This window comes from Chryseobacterium indoltheticum (assembly GCF_003815915.1).
GTDB lineage: Bacteria > Bacteroidota > Bacteroidia > Flavobacteriales > Weeksellaceae > Chryseobacterium > Chryseobacterium indoltheticum.
Window position 1 is genome coordinate 108,249 of record NZ_CP033929.1, and the last position, 19,868, is coordinate 128,116.

Below are 19,868 nucleotides of genomic sequence, written 5' to 3' on the forward strand. Positions count from 1 at the left end.
TGCGTATTCAAAAAATTCCTCATCAGTTTCTATGAATCAGAAACCAAGAGGAATTTTCATTATTTCATTAAGGAATTATTTTATCGTAACTGCCCAACTTTTGCTGAAAGGCAATAAAAAGTTTCCTAAAAATTCTAAATACGTGTTTTTTGAGAAATCAAAAACTTCGATGTCTTTTGAAAGTTCTCCGCTTCTGATTTTGTTTTTAAAATCGATAAGCTTTAAGGTTTTTACTTCTCCGTTTTCTACGAAGCTGGCTTTCATTCTGTCGAATAATCCCAACTGGTATTCTTCATCGATCTCTCTCATTATTTTGCCTAAAGCATCGATGCTGCATCCTGAAGCCATTTCTTTTTCTTCGTCTACACAGATAACGATAAACTGATTTTTTTCAATTTTAAAAGATGACGAAAGCGGTTTTCCGTGGGCTGCCCAGCCTGCCAAGAAATCGTATAATTTCTCTGTAATTACTTTGGCTTCTTTTGTAGTGAAAGGTCTTGATGCGGGATATATAATAACTCTGTAATCGTTTGCTTCAACAATATTAGATTCTTCAATTTTCATTCTGAATAAATTTAAAGAGTAAAATTACGCATTTTTCCTGAGTTGGAAACCATTGTATTTTTTGCTCAATGCATACAGAAATACAATAAAAAGAAGAAGCACAAAGCCTAAAAAGAATCTCAAATTGGCACTGTCCGGGAAAAATACAAACTTGATATAAATATTGATAAAGAACAGTAAAGACAAGATCCGGATCCACCAATCTTTTGAAAAATAGAAAGTTGATGCCACTAAAATCACTGAAGCCAAAGTTATTCTTTTAAAGTTGATCAATTTAAATAGTAGAAAATCAAAGTACTTCTGAAAGGTAAACTCTGCTTTTTCAGCTGAAATTACTGGTCTTCTGTAAAAGAAACTGTCATAGAAAAGGTCTTTCCAGCCCGGATAATTGTAATATTTAATGATCGCAATATAAATAACAGCAATGGAAAATCCTTGAAGAATTAAACTATAATTAATCTGTTTATTTTCTTTGAAATATTGAAAAACGAAAACTACAAAAAGATAGCTCATTGCAAACAGCACATAATCTGGTCTGATCAAAACACAGCAAAGAAGGAAAATAAATTGTAGTAATTCAGATTTTTTTTGCAGCAGACTAATGATAAAAAGCATTAGAAAGACAAAAACGAACATATCCGGTGTCGGATTTTGAGCCATGTCTCTTACCGGAGGAAACCAGAAAACAAAAAGGGAAAGTAAAGGTGCAATAAAATAGTTTTGTGGAAATAAAAGCCTTAAAACGTAAAACATCAATAACCCACAAATAAAGTAGGAGAAAATATTGACTAAAAGAACCGAGTGAGGTCCCGTAAACCCTAGTTTATACAACGCATATACTGCGGCATTAAAACCTATTTTAATCTTATAATAAGGCAATTGCTCGCCAAAGGCTTTATAATCTGCGTAGAAAACTTCGTTAGCATGATTATAATGCAGGATGTCATTAAATTCTGCTTTTGATGCCTCTTTTTCAATATCAGAATACACCTTTTCCTGTACTTTTTTTGCATCATCTGGAAATTCCCAGGAATAAACGCTGCCTAAATATCCAGGCATATCCCAATCGTAAACCCTATTCTGATAGCAGGAAAAAGTAAGAAAACTTAAACCTATAATAAAAAAAAGAAAGGATAAACCCCATTTTAATTTCATAACGCAAGATTTATCCTTTCTGGAAATATATATTTACAAATCTTCAGCTTCAGCCAAAAGTTCTACGATATCTTTTACTTCAACTTCGTTATTTTTATTAAAATGTTTCACACCATCAGTCAACATGGTATTACAGAACGGGCAACCTGTAGCAATGATCTTCGGCTCGAAAGAAAGCGCTTCTTCTGTTCTTTCTACATTGATATCTTTTTTCCCTTTTTCAGGTTCTTTAAACATCTGTGCTCCACCTGCACCGCAGCAAAGACCATTGGTTTTGCAACGTTTCATTTCAACTAATTCGGCATCCAACTTTTCTAAAAGCATTCTCGGAGCTTCATACTCATTATTGGCTCTACCCAAATAACAAGGATCGTGGAATGTGATTTTTTTTCCTTTAAAACTTCCGCCTTCAATCTTCAGTCTGCCTTCATTCATCAACTCTTTTAAGAACTGTGTGTGATGAATAACTTCATAGTTTCCACCTAAATTAGGATATTCATTTTTAAGCGTATTGAAACAGTGCGGACAAGCCGTAACGATTTTTTTTACTTCATAAGCATTCAGAACTTCAATGTTCGTCATTGCCATCATCTGGAAAACAAATTCATTTCCGGCACGTTTAGCAGGATCACCGGTACAGCTTTCTTCCTGTCCTAAAACAGCGAATTCTACACCTATTTTATTTAAAATTTTGCAGAACGCTTTAGTTATCTTTTTGGCTCTGTCATCGAAACTTCCAGCGCAACCTACCCAGAAGAGAACTTCCGGAGATTTGCCTTCCATTGCGTATTCCGCCATTGTTTTTATATTGAAATCCATATCAGTTTCAAATTTATCAATATAACAGTGTAACAGTTTACCAATGATTGTTACCTCGTTACATTTTTACATTATTAGATTAATTAGTCTTTTGCCCAGTTCAGACGGTCAGCCTGATTGTATTGCCAAGGAGCGGCATTGTTTTCTACATTGGTCATCATCAGATTTAATTCCTGTGGCGCTGCAGATTGCTCCATCACCAAGAATCTTCTCATTTCGAAAATAATAGAAAGTGGATCTAAAAGCACCGGACAAGCCTCAGTACATGCATTGCAAGTAGTACAAGCCCAAAGTTCTTCTTTTGTGATGTAATCGTTCAACAACTTTTTACCATCATCTTCAAACTTCCCGTTTTTGTCGATGTTTCTTCCCACTTCTTCCAAACGGTCTCTGGTCTTCATTAAAATCAATCTCGGAGACAGTTTTTTGCCTGTAATATTTGCAGGGCACACAGAAGTACATCTTCCACATTCAGTACAAGAATAGGCATTTAATAACTGAACCTGATTCAAATCAAAAACATCTTCCGCACCAAATTTCGACGGAGCTTCTTCAGCACCTTCAGCCGGAGCTGCGTAAGGATCTGCATTAGGATCCATCATCAATTTTATTTCTTTGGTAACAGATTCAAGATTATTGAATTTTCCGTACAAATCGAGATTGGCGTACCAGGTACTCGGAAAAGCAAGGATAATATGTAAATGTTTAGAATAATAAAGGTAATTCATAAAGAACAAAATCCCTATAAAGTGAAACCACCAAGCTCCTCTTTCAACGATTTCTAGAAAAACAGTATCAAAGCTGAATATTTCTAAAAATGGTACTAAAGTCATTTCACTAATTGGAAAACTTCCATGCGCTGCCAAAACTCCTCTTTGCTGTAAAATGAAGTCGGAAGAATTCATTGTGAAGAAAGCGACCATTAAAGCAAACTCAATAATCAAAATCCAGTTGGCATCATTTTTTGGCCATCCGAAAAGCTCTTTCATCGTTAATCGCTTAACTCCGTAGAAATTTCTTCTAATAAAAAACAATACAACACCAATGATCACCAAAATGGCCAGAATTTCTAATGTTGCTGTGAAAAAATTATAGAAAGTATGTCCGAAAATTGTTGCTAAGAACCGATGAGTTCCAAAGATCCCGTCAACAATAATTTCTATTAATTCAATATTAATAATTACGAAACCAACATATACAAAAAGGTGTAAAATGCCCGCAATAGGTCTTTTTACCATTCTGCTCTGTCCCATTGCGACTCTTGCCATAGTTTCCCATCGCTCAGCTTTTCTGTCACTTCGGTTTATTTCTCTTCCTAATCTGATGTTTCTGTAGATTTTATAAAGACTTTTTCCGAAAAGCCCAAAACCAGCAATAAGTAAAATCAGGAAAAATACATTATCAAGATACTGCATAGTGTAGAGGTTTAGTCTTTACTGTTCTTACCAAAAACTGAGAAATTGATATATCTCTTAGGATTAGCCTTCATATCTTCAATCAAAGAATTCAGATTGGTAGATGCAGAATTCAGATTGTTGTACAACTGATCATCTTTCATGATCTTCCCTAGGCTACCTTCACCTCTGTCAATACCTGAAATCACACCGTTTAATTTTCCAACAGTTTGATCCAAGTTGGCAATTGTTTGATTCAATTGTTTAGTATCAATGCTTTCTGCAAGATTTCCGTATTTGTCTAAAGTTGTCTTACCGCTTTGCATTGTTAAACTTGCTTCGTCAAGAACTTTCTGAAGTTTAGGATCGTTGTTTCCAACCAATCTGTTTACACTTCCGGCTGTATTTTCTAATGCACCAACGGTTCTGTTTAGATTATGAAGCAATACTTTTATTTCTTCTCTGTTTTGAGCATTCATCACCTGATTGGCATTTGCCATCAAAGAATCTACTCTATGCAAAACAGTCTGCAACTGGTCTTTCACAGGACCAACCTGAGATGAAAGACTGTTCATCATTCCTAATTTGAATGCACCTTTCAAAGTATCACCATCTTTTGCAGTAGGACCACCGTAAAAAAGATTGACTCTCATTTCTTTACCGCCCATTAAGCTAGGTTCAAAAATCTCAAGATTTGAATTTTTTGAAAATTCAAAATTATCATCTACGGTGATTTTTACAACAAAGTGCAATTTACCATCTTTTCCTGTCTGAGGGATGATTTTATCAACCTGCCCTACTTTGAGACCATTAATGGAAACCGGAGAAGACTGTGTAAGTCCTTCCACATTATCATATTTTGCGTAAAATATATTGTCGGTAGTAAAAAGGCTTCTGCCTTTCATAAACTGAAATAAAATCACAAAGCCAACAATGGCTAAAAGTGCGATTAAACCAGCCTTTAATTCTTTACTGAATTTCACTTGTTAAATTTTTTCTAATGTAGCAAATATAGCACATTTTAAATTAATGTTTCTCTCTAATGCAGTGGGTCAAATACAAAAAAAGCGCCAAAATAATTTTGGCGCTTTTTTATTTTTTAAATCAGGATGTTACTGTTGATTTCCAAGTTTACCCCAGATCTCAATTCTATAATCATCGATATCTGCATTGTCTTGTAAGCTCTTTAACCAAGACTGACCAAACATTCCTGCATTTCTCTGAGTAACAGACTCTGTAAATTGTTTTATGTCGCCAGGTTGCTTATTGATCGTTTCACTCTTTTTAACGATTACATAAACTCCGGTACCACCTTCGATCGGGTTTGAAACTTTTCCTTTTGCAATACCAAACGCAGCACCTGCAACTTTAGGTTCCATCGCTCCTGCTACAGAAGGATTAAGCATATTAACCTGCGCAGACTGTTTTGTTGTTGCAAATTTTGCAGCAACCTGATCCAGACTTCCTGCTTTTCCGATTTTATCAGAAATTTGTTTTGCAGCCAATTTATTCTGAACTACTGTTTCGATCTGATCTCTTACAGATTCAGGATCAGCAAGACCTTTTTTTTGTTTTCCATTCAAGTAAACAACTACTTTATCTCCTGTACCTTCTACAGTGAAAAACTCTGTATCACCTTTCTCTCTTTTCTTATCAAAAGCCCATGCGATGATTTCACCGTCTTTATCAGTTCCTAAACCTTGAAGCTGACCGTCAAATCTTTTTGCTGATTTAGCATTTGAATATTGATAGTTTGATTTTTTAGCAATATTTACAAAATCATTGAATGATTTCCCTTGAATTTGCTGGATAAATCTTCTTGCTTTTTTATCAACCTCAGCTTCTGTAGCTTCAGAAGGCTTGATTGTTTTTACGATATGAGCAACTTTGTAACCCATCGTTCCGGCTTTTTTATCATCAATATTGATGATATGATAACCAAATTCAGTCTCAGCCAGACCTGTAGAACCTTTAGGATTATTTGCTAAAAACGCCAAGTATCCTGGAGCAAACTGACTTTGAGGAGTCGTCCAGCCCACACTACCTTTTCTTTCAACAGCACCTGGCTCATCAGAAAGTTTAAGGCCTTCAGCGAATTTTGCAGGATTACCTTTAATGACAGATAGTAAGCTGTCAGCAATTTTCTTTGCTTCTTCTTTAGTTCTGGTTGCCGTAGATCTTTCAGCACCTTTGTAAGCGATCAAGATATGATTTGACAATGTAGAATCTGAAGGTTTTTTATCAATTAATTTAGATAATACATAAAGATTCTGCTCTTTGTAAGGACCGAAAACCTGCCCGATTGCAGCAGTTTCAATTTTTCCCTGTAATGCTTGAGGCATTTGATTTGCCTGAACATAAGCATTATTGTAAGGCATATCTGAATTTGCCATTACAAACATAGAATCATTTGTTGTGTTTTGGAAGTTTTCTTTTCCATCACTAGCATCAGTACCGCCTGAGAATATTTTAGTAATTTCTTTTTGCACTGCAGCTTCATCCGCCGGACTTGGCTGAGAAGGGAAAAATGCAATTCCTAAATTTCTGCTTGGCTCAGTTTTAAACTGTACCGGATGCGCTTTGATATAATTTGCTAAATCTTCAGTCGTAACTTTGATTTTATTTTTCTGAAGATATGATGCGTAATCTACTTTTACAAAATCGATATCAGCAAGCTGATCTCTTTCTTTCATCAATTCTTCAGCTTCTTTTTTACCTGTGGTGATTCCGGCAGAAACATTGGTGAATACCTGTCTTGCCATAATTCTGTACTCAATGGTTTTTCTAGTCTTCAACCATTGGTTGTATCCTTCAGGGTTTGTATTCTGTAAGGTTTCAATTTCTTTTTTTAATTCCTGAAGCTTGAAATTCCCTTTTTCGTCATAAAGCTGTTGGTTTTGCGCAAACATTTGATCAAACTGCAGCTGATTCCAAAACAGATCATCTGTCATTTCAAAGCCCATTTTTTCAAATTGCTGTTTTACCAGCTTCGATTGTACCAATAATTGCCAAGCCTGCTCTTCTAGACCGTTTTTCGGCTGCCCTTGTTGATCCGCTTGCTGCTGTAATACGAAAAGCTGGTCATTAAATTCTTCACGAGTAATTTTCTCACCATTTACTTTTCCTAAAACATCAGGGTTTTTACCAAAAACCTTATCAAGGCTTTCCGGGTTTACCAAAAACGCTAAAAGCGCCAATGCGATCATTCCCATCAAAAGCCAAGGTCTACTCCTAATCTGTCCTAAAATTGCCATTTTATAAATATAGTTTTTATATCAGTGTGCGAAAATACACATTTTTAAGAAATTACAGAAATATAAGTCGTTTTTTTAATTTTTAAAATTTAAATACTCTTAAAATGGAAATTTTGACCGTATTTTTTGATGATTAACAAATGGCATTAATATTGTCAACTTTATACACAGTTCATACATATTGCTTTCTCTAAGCATATTGTAAATTATCATTGTAACGACTTAAACTGAAGATGACAATTTGTCATTCGATTTATTATGACAGAATTTGAAGATATAAATTTTGATGATATTCTTGGCGACGGCTTTAATATTGTAGCCGAAGAAATCAACCTTTCAGACTTGAATATGGATCATGAGAAAAGCTCTGAGCAAAACATTTTCCCAATACTTCCGGTAAGAAATATGGTAATGTTTCCTAATGTAGTTATTCCTATCACTGCAGGAAGAAAGGCCTCAATACAGCTGCTTGAAGAAGCACAGCAAAATGGCGATTATATTGGTATTGTAAGCCAAAGAAACTCTGACATCGAGCAACCTACCGAAAAAGATCTTTATCACACCGGAACTTTAGCGAAAATTATTAAAATCATTAAACTTCCGGAAGGGAATATCACTGCGATTACTAAAGGATTCCATCGATTTAAAATAAAAAGAATACTAGAATCTCAACCTTATTTTAAGGCTGAAATAACTAAATTAAAAGATACCAAAGCTAAAAACAAGGAGGAATACGAGGCATTACTCGAAAACATTAAAGATTTAGCCCTAAAAATTATTGAGCTTGATCCTAATATTCCGAATGCGGCTAACTTTGCTATAAAAAACATCAGCAATAACGAAGATTTACTGAATTTTGTAAGCACAAATGCCAATTTCCCTTATCTGGAAAAACAAAAACTTCTGGAAGAAAAAAGTCTGATGGAAAGAGCCAAAAAGTGCTACGAAATGATGCACGAAGACTTCCGAAAACTGGAACTCAGAAACCAAATTCATCAAAAAACCTCTAAAGATCTAGACAAACAGCAGAGAGAATATTTTCTGAATCAACAAATCAGAACCATTCAGGATGAATTGGGAGGCGGGCCAGAAAGTGACGTTGAAGATTTACTTAAAAAAGGGAAAGATAAAAACTGGAAACCTGAAGTTGAAGAGCACTTCCAGAAAGAAATAGGAAGACTGCAAAGACAAAACCCAAATTCTCCGGATTATAATGTTCAGAGAAATTATCTGGATTTCTTTACCGATCTACCTTGGGAAACCTTTACAAAAGACACTTTCGATATCGAAAAAGCAGAAAAAGTTTTAGATAAAGCTCATTTTGGTTTAGAAGATATCAAGAAAAGAATTTTAGAACACATGGCGGTTTTAAAATTGAAAAATAACATGAAATCCCCAATCCTATTATTGGTAGGACCTCCAGGAGTTGGTAAAACATCTCTAGGAAAATCTGTTGCTGATGCTTTGGGAAGAAAATATGTACGTGTTTCTTTGGGTGGACTTCATGACGAGAGCGAAATCCGCGGTCATAGAAAGACATATATTGGTGCAATGGCCGGAAGAATTCTTCAGTCTATTAAAAAATCGGGCACTTCTAATCCTGTAATTGTTTTAGATGAAATCGATAAAGTAGGAAAAGGAATGCATGGCGACCCTAGCTCGGCATTGCTTGAGGTTCTTGATCCTGAACAAAATAATTCTTTCTACGATAACTTCCTTGAATTGGGTTATGATTTGTCTAAAGTAATGTTTCTGGCAACAGCAAACTCGCTTTCAACGATTCAAACTCCGCTTTTAGACAGAATGGAGGTCATTCAGATTGCAGGTTATACGTTGGAGGAGAAAATTGAAATTGCCAAAAGACATTTAATCAAAAAACAACAGGAAGAAAACGGTTTGACAGCAAAATCTTTCAAACTTGGAAATCCTGAACTTAAGCATATCATCGAAGCACACACTTCAGAAAGCGGCGTAAGAACTTTAGAAAAAAGAATTGCCGCAATTGCACGCTGGGTTGCTTTGCAGACGGCATTGGTAAGAGAATATGATACTAAAATTACGGTTGACAAAGTTGATGAAATCTTAGGCGTTCCAAGACCGAAAAGTTTATCTGAATTAACAGATGTTCCCGGAGTAGTTACGGGATTGGCTTGGACAAGCGTAGGTGGAGACATCCTTTTTATCGAAAGTATCACCAGCAACGGAAAAGGAAATCTTACGATGACCGGAAATCTGGGAACGGTAATGAAAGAATCTGCAACAATTGCGTTGGAATACATCAAAGCCAAGCATGAAGACCTCGGAATCAATGAAGATGACTTGGAAAAGAAAAACATTCACGTTCACGTTCCAGAAGGCGCAACACCAAAAGACGGACCTTCTGCAGGAATTGCGATGCTGACTTCTATGGTTTCTTCATTCAAAAATAAAAAAGTAAAACCACACCTTGCGATGACCGGTGAGATTACGCTAAGAGGAAAAGTACTTCCTGTAGGCGGAATTAAAGAAAAACTACTCGCCGCAACAAGAGCCGGCATTACAGAAGTAATTCTTTGCGAAGCCAACAGAAAAGATGTAGAAGAAATAAAGCAAGACTATCTGAAAAACCTGAAAGTAAACTACGTAAGCTGGATGAAAGAAGTGCTTGAACTGGCCATCGAAAAATAAATTTTCAACAATAAACTAAAAACCTCATCTCAAAACGGTGGGGTTTTATTATTTTTATACAGCAGATTTTTAATTATGAATTTTATAAAACTTCCATTTCTCCTGAAACTTGCATTAGCAGTGATTTCAATCATCGGGATAGGTTACCTTATCAAATTGGGGCAAAGTATTTTGGCTCCGTTTTTTTTGGCATTTTTGTTGGCGATGCTTTTTTTACCGCTTGCTAATTTTATGGAGCGAAAATTAAAATTCCCAAGATCTGTGTCTACCATTGTTTCGGTAATGATAATGTTGATTATTCTTACAGGCTTGCTCTATTTCTTTGGATCGCAATTATCCAGCTTCAGCAGAGATCTTCCGCACCTCAGCAAACAATTTAATTTAGTTTTTCACAATCTGCAAAACTGGGTATCACATACTTTTAATGTAAAAATTGATGAGCAACTCGATTATTTGGATCAGGGCTTAAACAAGCTTTTGTCTTCATCAGGAATTATTCTTGGCTTTACGTTCGGAATTTTTTCTACAAGTTTAGGTTTTATGGTATTTTTCATTCTGTTTTTCATATTCATCTTAAATTACAGAAGGATTTTAAATAATTTTATCGTCAATGTTTTCAATGAAAAGCATAAAGCAAGCGTGCAAGAAGTCGTTTCAGAAGTAAGAATTATGACGAAGAGATACATTATAGGTCTTTGTCTTCAGGTAATTATTGTTTCTGTACTTGCTACGATAGTTCTTACTATTTTAGGAGTAAAATATGCGATTTTACTGGGCGTTTTAACGGGATTATTAAACGTTATTCCTTACATCGGTATCGCTATTTCGTTATTAATTTCTTGTTTTATCGCATTTGCAACCGGCACTGTTTCTACCTGCGTTTATGTAGCAATTGGCTACGTGATCGTTCATGCCATTGACGGAAATATTGTACTGCCTTTTGTAGTTGGTTCAAAAGTGAAAATCAACGCACTATTTTCTTTCATTGGAATTCTTTTAGGCGAACACCTTTGGGGAATTTCAGGAATGTTCCTATGTATTCCTGCGATTGCGATTATCAAAATTATTTTTGAAAGAGTAGACGGTTTAAAGCCCTGGGGGAAATTGCTGGGTGAAGATGACAAACCCAATAAAAAGAAAAAAAGCTACAAGATTTCTAAGAATATCACTTTAAAGGAAATGGATTGATTATGAGTGATAAGCAATTGGTAATGAGTACTATTTCATATAAAGAAAGCCTTCAGATTGAAGGCTTTTAGTTTTTATAATGCGCAAAGCGGGCTCGTACCATTCGGACATGTTTCCGTACAATAGATATACGTTCCGCTATACGTACAATATCCGATGGGATCTCCCGGATCAGTCGGTCCACCACCGCCACCTAAACATGGATCTCCAGCTGGGATTTTGCATGGACAACCAATTGGCCCGATATCACATTTTCCGGGACCACCGCCGCCTAGAATTTCTCTTAAATCTGTACGATTTAGTTTTTTAAGATTTTTCAACATATTGTTTCGTTTTTATTTTTTAATCTAACAAATATATCAAATAAATAGACAAATCTATATACATTTCTTAATGTTCTTAAAAATTAATTAGTTTTTAATCAACCGATTATAATTTTATTTAATTTTAATGAAAAATATTACTCATGAAAATTATCAAATTTATCATCTGTCTCCTCTTCGGGTTAATGTTTATCAATGCCGGATTAAACAAGTTCCTCAATTACATGCCAATGGAAAAACCCACTCCCGAGCAAATGGAACTTTTTGCAGCATTTGACAAAATCTTCTGGCTGATGCCGTTAGTGGGTACGGTGGAAATCGTCGGTGGATTATTATTTATCTTTCCAAAAACAAGAGCTTTGGGCGCCATTGTTATTTTGCCGGTAATGATAGGAATTGTAATTCATGTTTTCACGATGGATAAATCTCCAATGGGAATATCAATAGCCGGTGTTTTATTTTTAATTAATCTTTGGATGCTTATTGATAACAAAGAAAAATATAACGCTTTGCTGAAGTAATAATGTGAATGGTGAATGGTCAATTCGCTCCGCTTGTCAATTTTTCAATTCACTTGCGAAGAAGATTCAAAATTCACCATCGACTTTTAAACAAATGCGCTGAAGCCAGTAATTGATCTGCCAACAATCAGTGAGTTGATCTCTTTTGTTCCTTCATAAGAGTAAATAGCCTCTGCATCAGCAACGAATCTGGCGACATCATATTCAAGTAAAATTCCGTTTCCGCCCATTACTTCCCGTGCTCTGGAAACAACATCTCTCGTACGCATTGTACAGAAAACTTTTGCTAAAGAAGCGTGCTCGTCTTTTAAAATTCCTTCATCCTGCATTTCAGAAAGTCTGAAAACCAGGGTTTGCATCGCCGTCAAATTCGATAACATTTCAACCAAATGTCCTTGAATCATTTGAAATGAAGCAATTGGTTTTCCGAACTGCTCTCGTGTTCTGGTATATGCTAATGCACTTTCATACGCTCCTCTAGCGCAGCCAGTCGCCATCCACGCTACTCCGGCTCTCGTCATTCTGAGAACTTTTGCCGTGTCTTTGAATGAATTGGCATTTTGAAGCCTGTTTTCTTCTGTGATTAAACAATCTTTTAGCGTAATTAAACCATTTTGAACGATTCTGAGCGCCATTTTTCCTTTGATTTTCTCCACTGAAAAACCCGGATTGTCTTTTTCAACAATAAAACCTTTTACTTCTCCATCATCAAGATCTCTTGCCCAGATAATAATTACATCTGCAAAAGTGGCATTTCCTATCCATTTTTTTTCACCATTTAAAATCCAACCTTCCGGAGTTTTTTTGCAAGTTGCCGTTAAACCTCCTGCTGCTCCTGAACCGACTTCGGGTTCAGTTAAGCCAAATGCACCAATTTTTTCAAACCTCTGCATTTGAGGAAGCCATTTTTGTTTTTGCTCTTCCGAACCGCATATATAAATAGAGCCCATTGCCAAGCCGGACTGTACACCGAAAAAAGTAGCAATCGAAGCATCAATTCGTGCCATTTCCATGGCAATAACTCCTTCCATTAAAAATGGCATGCCTTTACAACCATACCCTTCGTAAGTTACTCCGCAAATATCAAGTTTCTGAAATTTTGGAATCAGCTCGTGTGGAAACTCGTCCCGCAACCAATAATGATTTACCAAAGGTTTCACTTCTTTTTCCATAAACGCTCTTACTTTCAGCTGAACTTCTCTTTGCTCAGGAGTTAAGGTGTGATAAATATCGTAGAAATCTCCATCAATTGGCGGTAACTCTCTCTTTTTCTTATTGGGATCGAGCATTTTCATCATTCCGCTGAGCTGCTTGTCATCAAGCTTGGAAAAATTTTCCATGAGTTTTGGGAGATTTACTTTCTGCGAAATTTCGCTAAGCTGATCAAAATCAATTGATTTAAATAATTCTATGGCGTTTCTGATTTTGGAAAAAGTTTTAGACATATTATTTGAGATTTAATTTGTAAAACATCAGCAAAAATCAATCCGAAATACCACACAAACAGTGCCTGCTCTTTTACAAAAAACTGAAATTCAATATTTTAAATTTAAATAAATATTTACAAAATGTTTACCTGCAATATTCAAACATTACAAACGATTCTGCGTGAACTTTGACCTAAGTAAACAATAAAAAATTAAAATATGAAAACGACTTACATCAGACTATCAATCGCAACAGCACTCTTAGCTGGCATCTACTCTTGCAAAAAAGGTGAAGCCACAACAGGTGACTACCAAACGACAGAATATAGTAACGAGATTTCTGCCGACAGCATTTCTTCTGTAGCCACCATGTCTGTGAAAGACAAACAATTTGTAAAAACCGCCAATGTAAATATGGAAGTAAAAGATGTATATGATGCAACAATTTCTATAGAAAAATCGGTACAGGAGCTCGGCGGATTTGTTACCCACAGCAATTTACAGAGCAGGGTAATTTCTGAAGATACTTACAACACTTCAAATGAAGAAGCTATGCTGGTAAAAAAGTATCAGACAGAAAACACATTGCAGGTAAGAGTGCCGACCTCAAAACTGGGCGAGCTATTAACCTTAATCAATGATAAAAAACTTTTCCTGAATTCTAGAATTATTAATGCCGAAGATGTTACTTCAAGCATTAAATATGCAGAAATGGAAGGCAAAAGAATTAAAAAAACCAGTGAAAATATTTCTGAGCTTAAAACCACAAAAGATAAAGTAAAAATGAGCGATGAAAATATGTCTGAAGAAAACCTGCAGCAATTGGCAAATCTTGATGTTACCGACAATCTGAAATACAGCACTGTTGATATCTACATTAAAGAACCCAAGCTCCGAATCGCAGAAATTGCAGTAACCAATTCTGAAAACATTGATAATAAATATAAATTCGACTTTTTCTACAGTGCAAAAAATGCTTTTGTTGAAGGATATTATTTAATTCAAAGAATTCTTATAGGATTGGTAACGATCTGGCCAATTGTAATTATCGCAGCTATTGCATTTTACTTTTATCGCAAAAATAAGTCTACTAAGAAGTCAATCCCAGTCGACAAAGAATAAACTTGGCATCCTAACCTTCTGGTTATTTATATAAACATTACGAACCTCTACATTTTGTGGAGGTTTTTCTGATTTATTTAAAATGCATTTCAGCAAATCTCACTTGAAAATTGATTTTTAATTCTCAATTAACATCATTGTACGAAAATTCCGTAAATTTGCAGATTGAAATTTAATAAATACGATTTTAGTGGATTTATTCGAAAAATCCCTAAGTCTTATAAGCAATTCTACCTATGTTATCAAAAATAAACCCTACACACACAAATAGCTGGAAAGCCCTCGATGAACATTTTGGAAATAATGATTTTGAGTTGAGAAGCCTTTTCCAGTACAATCCAAATCGTTTTGAAGAGTTTTCTATTAAAAAAGATAATTTTCTATTCGATTATTCTAAAAATTTAATAGATTCTAAAGCTAAAGAACTTCTATTGAATCTTGCAGAAGAATGTCAGTTAAAAGATGCTATTTCTAAAATGTTTTCGGGAGATAAAATAAACGAAACAGAAGGAAGAGCGGTTTTACATACTGCATTAAGAGATTTTTCTGATAAAGAAATTTTGGTTGACGGTGAAAATATTAAGCCTCAGATCAAAAGAGTTTTGGAGCACATGAAGTCTTTCTCAGAAAAAATTATTTCAGGAGAGCACAAAGGTTTCAGCGGAAAAGAAATTACGGATGTGGTGAATATCGGAATCGGTGGTTCAGATTTGGGACCGGTAATGGTAGTTTCTGCTTTAAAGCATTTCAAAACAAGATTGGATGTTCATTTCGTTTCAAACGTAGACGGAAACCATATTGCAGAAGTTGTAAAGAACTTAAATCCTGAAACCACTTTATTCATTATTGCTTCGAAAACGTTTACAACGCAGGAAACAATGACGAATGCGAATTCTGCAAAAGACTGGTTTTTAAAAGCAGGAAAACAGGAAGATGTAGCAAAACACTTTGTAGCTTTATCCACTAACGTTCAATCAGTTAAAGACTTTGGAATCGCAGAAGAAAACATCTTCGAATTCTGGGATTGGGTTGGCGGAAGATATTCATTATGGAGCGCCATCGGATTAAGCATTGTTCTTGCGGTTGGATATGAAAACTTTGAGCAATTATTAAAAGGTGCTGAAAATACTGATCAGCATTTCCAAACTGCTGAATTTTCAGAAAACATTCCTGTTTTGATGGGACTTTTAGGAATTTGGTATCGTAATTTTTATGCTGCGACGACTTATGCTATTTTACCTTACTCTCAATATTTAGACAGATTTGCAGCGTATCTTCAGCAAGGAGATATGGAAAGCAACGGAAAATGCGTTGACAGAAACGGAGAATTTGTAGAATATGAAACAGGCCCAATTATTTGGGGAGAACCTGGAACAAATGGCCAACACGCATTCTATCAATTGATTCACCAAGGAACAGAATTGATTCCGGCAGATTTTATTGCGTATGCGAAAAGTCCAAACAAAGTTTCTGATCATCAGGATAAACTTTTAGCTAACTTTTTCGCTCAGACCGAAGCTTTAGCTTTTGGTAAAAACGAAGAAGAAGTTGAATCTGAATTACAAGCATCAGGAAAATCTGAAGAAGAAGTTGATTTCTTATTAAACTATAAAGTCTTCCACGGAAACACGCCTACCAACTCAATCATATTCAATGAATTAACTCCATTTTCGCTAGGACAATTAATTGCAATGTATGAACATAAAATTTTTGTTCAGGGTGTGATTTGGAATATTTTCAGTTTTGATCAGTTTGGGGTAGAATTAGGAAAGGTTTTAGCCAATAAAATTTTACCGGAACTTGAAAGTAATGAGACAATTAGCTCTCACGACAGCTCAACAAATGGATTGATCAATTATTATAAAGGAAATAAATAATTGTTGAAGATTTTCATTAATTTTAATCAAAAATAAAAATATGACACAAATTATTATAAACCTAAACAATAAGGAAGAAGAAACCTTTGTGGAAACTTTTTTGAAAAAAATGAAAATCAGTTTTGAAAAAAATGAAGATGATTTTGAATTGACGGATGAAATGATTGCAGCAATAGAAACGGCTTTAAAACAAGATAAATCTAAAGCAGTAGATGGTAAAGAATCTTTAAAAAGAATTAGAGCCAAGCATGGACTTTAGTTTTAAATTTTTACCAATTGCGGAAGACAATATTGAAGAGGCAACAGATTATTATGCGAATATTTCATTGAAAGTTGTAAAAAGCTTTAATAAGCAGTTGGATCTTTCGATAAACAGAATTGTAAGCAATCCTTATTTTCAAAAAAGATTTAAAAATGTAAGAGCTTTACCTGTTAAGAAATTTCCTTACATAATTTTCTACGAGGTCAATGATGAAGAAAAAGTGATTTATATCCTTTCTGTTTTCTGTACTCATCAGAATCCGGAAAAATATCCTTAAAATCTAATAATAAAAAGTAATAAAAGTAAAAATGGCAGAAATTCTTGACGGATTAAAAGTATCCAAAGAAATAAAAGCAGAAATCAAGGTTGAAGTTGATAAAATCATTGCTAGCAAAAGAAGAGCACCCCATTTAGTAGCTATTCTTGTTGGGAACAATGGAGCAAGCAAGGCGTATGTAAATGCTAAAGTGAAAGACTGTGAAGAAGTAGGATTTCAATCTAGCTTGGTTAAATTTCCAAGTACAGTTTCTGAGTCTGAATTATTGGAAAAAATCGACGAACTTAATAAAGATAAATCAGTAGACGGTTTTATCGTTCAGTTGCCTTTGCCAGACCAGATTGATCAGGAAAAAATCATTAACGCAATCGATCCAAGAAAAGATGTTGACGGTTTCCATCCTACAAATTTCGGTAAAATGGCTTTGGAAATGGATACATTCTTACCTGCAACCCCTTTCGGAATCTTGACATTACTTGAAAGATACAATATTGAAACGAAAGGAAAAGACTGTGTCATCATCGGAAGAAGTAAAATCGTAGGAAGACCGATGAGTATTTTGATGGGAAGAAAAGATTTCCCCGGAAATTCAACGGTTACTTTGACTCACTCTTACACGAAAGACATTGAAGAATATACCAAAAAAGCAGACATCGTGATTACCGCTTTGGGTGATCCACACTTCTTAAAAGGTGAAATGATCAAAGACGGAGCCGTAATTGTGGATGTTGGTATCACAAGAGTAGACAACGATTCTCCAAAAGGATATTATCTGGCAGGTGATGTAGATTTTGACAGTTGTGCAGCAAAAGCAAGCTGGATCACGCCGGTTCCGGGAGGAGTAGGTCCAATGACAAGAGCGATGTTGATGAAAAATACCATCATTGCTTACAAAACTTCAGTCTATAACGACTAATTTTGAAATGAATAAAGAAGAAGATATATTATTAAAAGAAGGTAAAATGCTCCCTGTAATGGAGCATTTTTACACTATTCAGGGTGAAGGTGCGCATACAGGAAAAGCAGCTTACTTTATCAGACTGGGAGGTTGCGACGTCGGCTGCCACTGGTGTGATGTGAAAGAAAGCTGGAATCCTACACTACACCCTTTGATAAATGCTGAAGAAATTGCAGAAACTGCCGCAAAACACTGTAAAATTGTTGTTTTGACGGGCGGCGAACCATTAATGTGGAATTTAGATATCTTGACTTCTAAATTAAAAGAATTAGGATGCACCATCCATATTGAAACTTCAGGCGCGTATCCTTTAAGCGGACAAATCGACTGGATTACACTTTCACCAAAGAAAACAGGACTTCCAAAAGAAGAAATTTATGCTAAAGCTCACGAGCTTAAAATGATTGTTTTTAATAATAATGATTTTAAGTTTGCCGACGAACAAGCATCAAAAGTTTCTGAAAATTGCAGACTTTATCTTCAGAGCGAATGGAGCAAACGTGACGAGATGTATCCTAAAATTACCGATTTTATCCTTGCAAATCCGCGGTGGCAAGCATCGGTTCAGACTCATAAATACCTTAATATTCCTTAAATTGTTTATATTAGCTTCTGCCTTTCATTAGAGAAGATGCAAAGAATCCGATATTCCCGTTATTTAAAGTCAATTATCATATTGCTTGACCTTCTGGTTCTTGCAGCAGTATTTGTATTGTATTTTTTAAATACTTCACGAGGTTTGTCAGACAATCAGGAATTATGGTCGGAATCTGCTTTTCCTTTACTTCTCGTTATGTCATTCTGGGTTTTACTAAGCGGAAGAACCAGAATTTACAACATATCCAGAAACCTTACCTATATACTTTTTGTAGAGCGCATTATTATTCATTTTCTCTTATTTATAATAGGCTTGGTATTGATTCGGAAAGTGAGCGGCAATCAATTTTTTGGTTCCGAACTTACCTGGCTATCACTTTACCTTTTCGTTTTTATATTTACATTAAAATCTGCTGTTTACTTCTTGATAAGATATATCAGAACAATGGGAGTCAACCACCGAAATGTGATGTTTCTAAGTGAGAATAAATCAACGGAGGTTTTAAAGAAAATTATTGAAGACAGAAAAGATTTTGGGTACAAAATATTTAATTATACTTCATCTGAGCTAGATACCGAAAATCTTGTTGAATTTTGGAAAAAAAATGGAATTCACACCTTATTTATTCCGACAGAAAATTCATTCACCAATGAGATGGAAGACAAGATGTTCAAATTGGCAGAAGCCAACAAAGTTCATATTTCTTTGATCCCGAGTATTTCGAAGAACAATTTTTTCTTTTATGACTTAGGATATATTCAAACCCAGCCCGTTTTAACTCAGGCAAAGTATCCTTTAGATTATTATTCTAATTTTTTTCTGAAGAGAACTTTTGATATTATTTTTTCGGTCTTGGTTTTGCTATTAATTTGTTCGTGGCTATTTCCCATTATTGCAATTTTAATTAAAAGAAATTCTAAAGGACCTGTATTTTTTGTTCAGAAAAGATATGGTTTTCATGAGGAAATTTTTAATTGCATTAAATTCAGAACAATGGTTGTGAATGAAGATTCTACATCAAAAACTACAGGTGTAAATGATTCGAGAATTACCAAAATAGGAAAGTTTTTAAGGAAAACCAGTCTTGACGAAATGCCGCAGTTTATCAATGTTTTGAAAGGTGAAATGTCTATTGTAGGACCCAGACCACACATGCTGGCGGTTGATAACTATTACAAACCCAAAATAGGAAGATACAGCTTGAGAAGTTTGGTAAATCCCGGAATTACGGGCTTAGCTCAAGTAAATGGTTTAAGAGGTGATGCGGGAAATGTAGAAATAGAAATGAACAAGAGAATTCTTGCCGACGCATTCTATATTAGAAACTGGAGTTTTACTCTGGATATAGTCATTATTTTAAAAACCATTTTATTAGTAATTATAGGAGATAAAAATGCAAAATAAGACGAGGTTTTTGTTACAATCAATTTTAGATTTTTAGCATCAAAACAAAGGTTCAGCC

Annotated in this window: 18 protein-coding genes; 10 read left to right on the forward strand and 8 right to left on the reverse strand. The window is 35.0% G+C overall.

What is annotated here, in order from left to right; all coding sequences use genetic code 11:
* Nucleotides 1-75 precede the first annotated feature (75 nt).
* The 6 genes from EG358_RS00505 to EG358_RS00530 form a co-directional block, all read right to left on the reverse strand.
* Complete coding sequence (locus EG358_RS00505; RefSeq protein ID WP_076562001.1) at nt 76-564, reverse strand: hypothetical protein; 489 nt, start codon at nt 562-564, stop codon at nt 76-78.
* Nucleotides 565-588: 24 nt separating this feature from the next.
* Nucleotides 589-1,719: a hypothetical protein gene (locus EG358_RS00510; protein ID WP_076562002.1), complete on the reverse strand. Its 1,131-nt coding sequence runs from the start codon at nt 1,717-1,719 to the stop codon at nt 589-591.
* Nucleotides 1,720-1,752: 33 nt separating this feature from the next.
* Entirely contained in the window at nt 1,753-2,538 is a 786-nt protein-coding gene (locus tag EG358_RS00515) for a (Fe-S)-binding protein (RefSeq protein ID WP_076562003.1), read from the reverse strand.
* Between the two features lie 83 nt (nt 2,539-2,621).
* A complete protein-coding gene (locus EG358_RS00520) occupies nt 2,622-3,953 on the reverse strand; it encodes a (Fe-S)-binding protein (protein WP_076562004.1) in 1,332 nt (443 codons plus the stop codon).
* 11 nt (nt 3,954-3,964) lie between these two features.
* Complete coding sequence (locus EG358_RS00525; protein WP_076562005.1) at nt 3,965-4,915, reverse strand: MlaD family protein; 951 nt, start codon at nt 4,913-4,915, stop codon at nt 3,965-3,967.
* A gap of 129 nt (nt 4,916-5,044) precedes the next feature.
* On the reverse strand, nt 5,045-7,186 hold the full coding sequence (locus tag EG358_RS00530; RefSeq protein WP_076562006.1) for a peptidylprolyl isomerase: 2,142 nt from the start codon (nt 7,184-7,186) through the stop codon (nt 5,045-5,047).
* Between the two features lie 258 nt (nt 7,187-7,444).
* Between EG358_RS00530 and lon the strand changes: the two genes are divergently transcribed.
* Together lon and EG358_RS00540 are read left to right on the forward strand one after the other, a co-directional pair.
* A complete protein-coding gene (gene lon, locus EG358_RS00535; RefSeq protein WP_076562007.1) occupies nt 7,445-9,853 on the forward strand; it encodes an endopeptidase La in 2,409 nt (802 codons plus the stop codon).
* A 75-nt stretch (nt 9,854-9,928) separates the two neighbouring features.
* Entirely contained in the window at nt 9,929-11,041 is a 1,113-nt protein-coding gene (locus tag EG358_RS00540; protein ID WP_076562008.1) for an AI-2E family transporter, read from the forward strand.
* A gap of 74 nt (nt 11,042-11,115) precedes the next feature.
* Here the strand turns inward: EG358_RS00540 and EG358_RS00545 are convergent, their stop codons facing one another.
* A complete protein-coding gene (locus EG358_RS00545) occupies nt 11,116-11,364 on the reverse strand; it encodes a bacteriocin-like protein (protein ID WP_076562009.1) in 249 nt (82 codons plus the stop codon).
* A gap of 143 nt (nt 11,365-11,507) precedes the next feature.
* On the opposite strand from EG358_RS00545, the gene EG358_RS00550 reads away from it, so the two are divergent.
* Complete coding sequence (locus tag EG358_RS00550; RefSeq protein ID WP_076562010.1) at nt 11,508-11,885, forward strand: MauE/DoxX family redox-associated membrane protein; 378 nt, start codon at nt 11,508-11,510, stop codon at nt 11,883-11,885.
* An 86-nt stretch (nt 11,886-11,971) separates the two neighbouring features.
* On the opposite strand, the gene EG358_RS00555 is transcribed toward EG358_RS00550, so the two are convergent.
* Nucleotides 11,972-13,330 (reverse strand): acyl-CoA dehydrogenase family protein, encoded by a 1,359-nt coding sequence (locus EG358_RS00555; RefSeq protein ID WP_076562011.1) that lies wholly within the window; start codon nt 13,328-13,330, stop codon nt 11,972-11,974.
* A gap of 201 nt (nt 13,331-13,531) precedes the next feature.
* Between EG358_RS00555 and EG358_RS00560 the strand changes: the two genes are divergently transcribed.
* The 7 genes from EG358_RS00560 (at nt 13,532) to EG358_RS00590 (ending at nt 19,810) form a co-directional block, all read left to right on the forward strand.
* Nucleotides 13,532-14,434 (forward strand): DUF4349 domain-containing protein, encoded by a 903-nt coding sequence (locus tag EG358_RS00560; protein ID WP_076562012.1) that lies wholly within the window; start codon nt 13,532-13,534, stop codon nt 14,432-14,434.
* Nucleotides 14,435-14,670: 236 nt separating this feature from the next.
* On the forward strand, nt 14,671-16,311 hold the full coding sequence (gene pgi, locus EG358_RS00565; RefSeq protein WP_076562013.1) for a glucose-6-phosphate isomerase: 1,641 nt from the start codon (nt 14,671-14,673) through the stop codon (nt 16,309-16,311).
* A gap of 40 nt (nt 16,312-16,351) precedes the next feature.
* Complete coding sequence (locus tag EG358_RS00570) at nt 16,352-16,570, forward strand: hypothetical protein (protein ID WP_076562014.1); 219 nt, start codon at nt 16,352-16,354, stop codon at nt 16,568-16,570.
* A complete protein-coding gene (locus tag EG358_RS00575; protein WP_076562015.1) occupies nt 16,560-16,850 on the forward strand; it encodes a type II toxin-antitoxin system RelE/ParE family toxin in 291 nt (96 codons plus the stop codon). The genes EG358_RS00570 and EG358_RS00575 overlap by 11 nt, the downstream gene beginning before the upstream one ends.
* A gap of 31 nt (nt 16,851-16,881) precedes the next feature.
* On the forward strand, nt 16,882-17,766 hold the full coding sequence (locus tag EG358_RS00580; RefSeq protein WP_076562016.1) for a bifunctional 5,10-methylenetetrahydrofolate dehydrogenase/5,10-methenyltetrahydrofolate cyclohydrolase: 885 nt from the start codon (nt 16,882-16,884) through the stop codon (nt 17,764-17,766).
* Between the two features lie 7 nt (nt 17,767-17,773).
* Nucleotides 17,774-18,403 (forward strand): 7-carboxy-7-deazaguanine synthase QueE, encoded by a 630-nt coding sequence (locus EG358_RS00585; RefSeq protein ID WP_076562017.1) that lies wholly within the window; start codon nt 17,774-17,776, stop codon nt 18,401-18,403.
* 36 nt (nt 18,404-18,439) lie between these two features.
* Nucleotides 18,440-19,810 (forward strand): exopolysaccharide biosynthesis polyprenyl glycosylphosphotransferase, encoded by a 1,371-nt coding sequence (locus EG358_RS00590; protein WP_076562018.1) that lies wholly within the window; start codon nt 18,440-18,442, stop codon nt 19,808-19,810.
* Nucleotides 19,811-19,868: the final 58 nt, after the last annotated feature.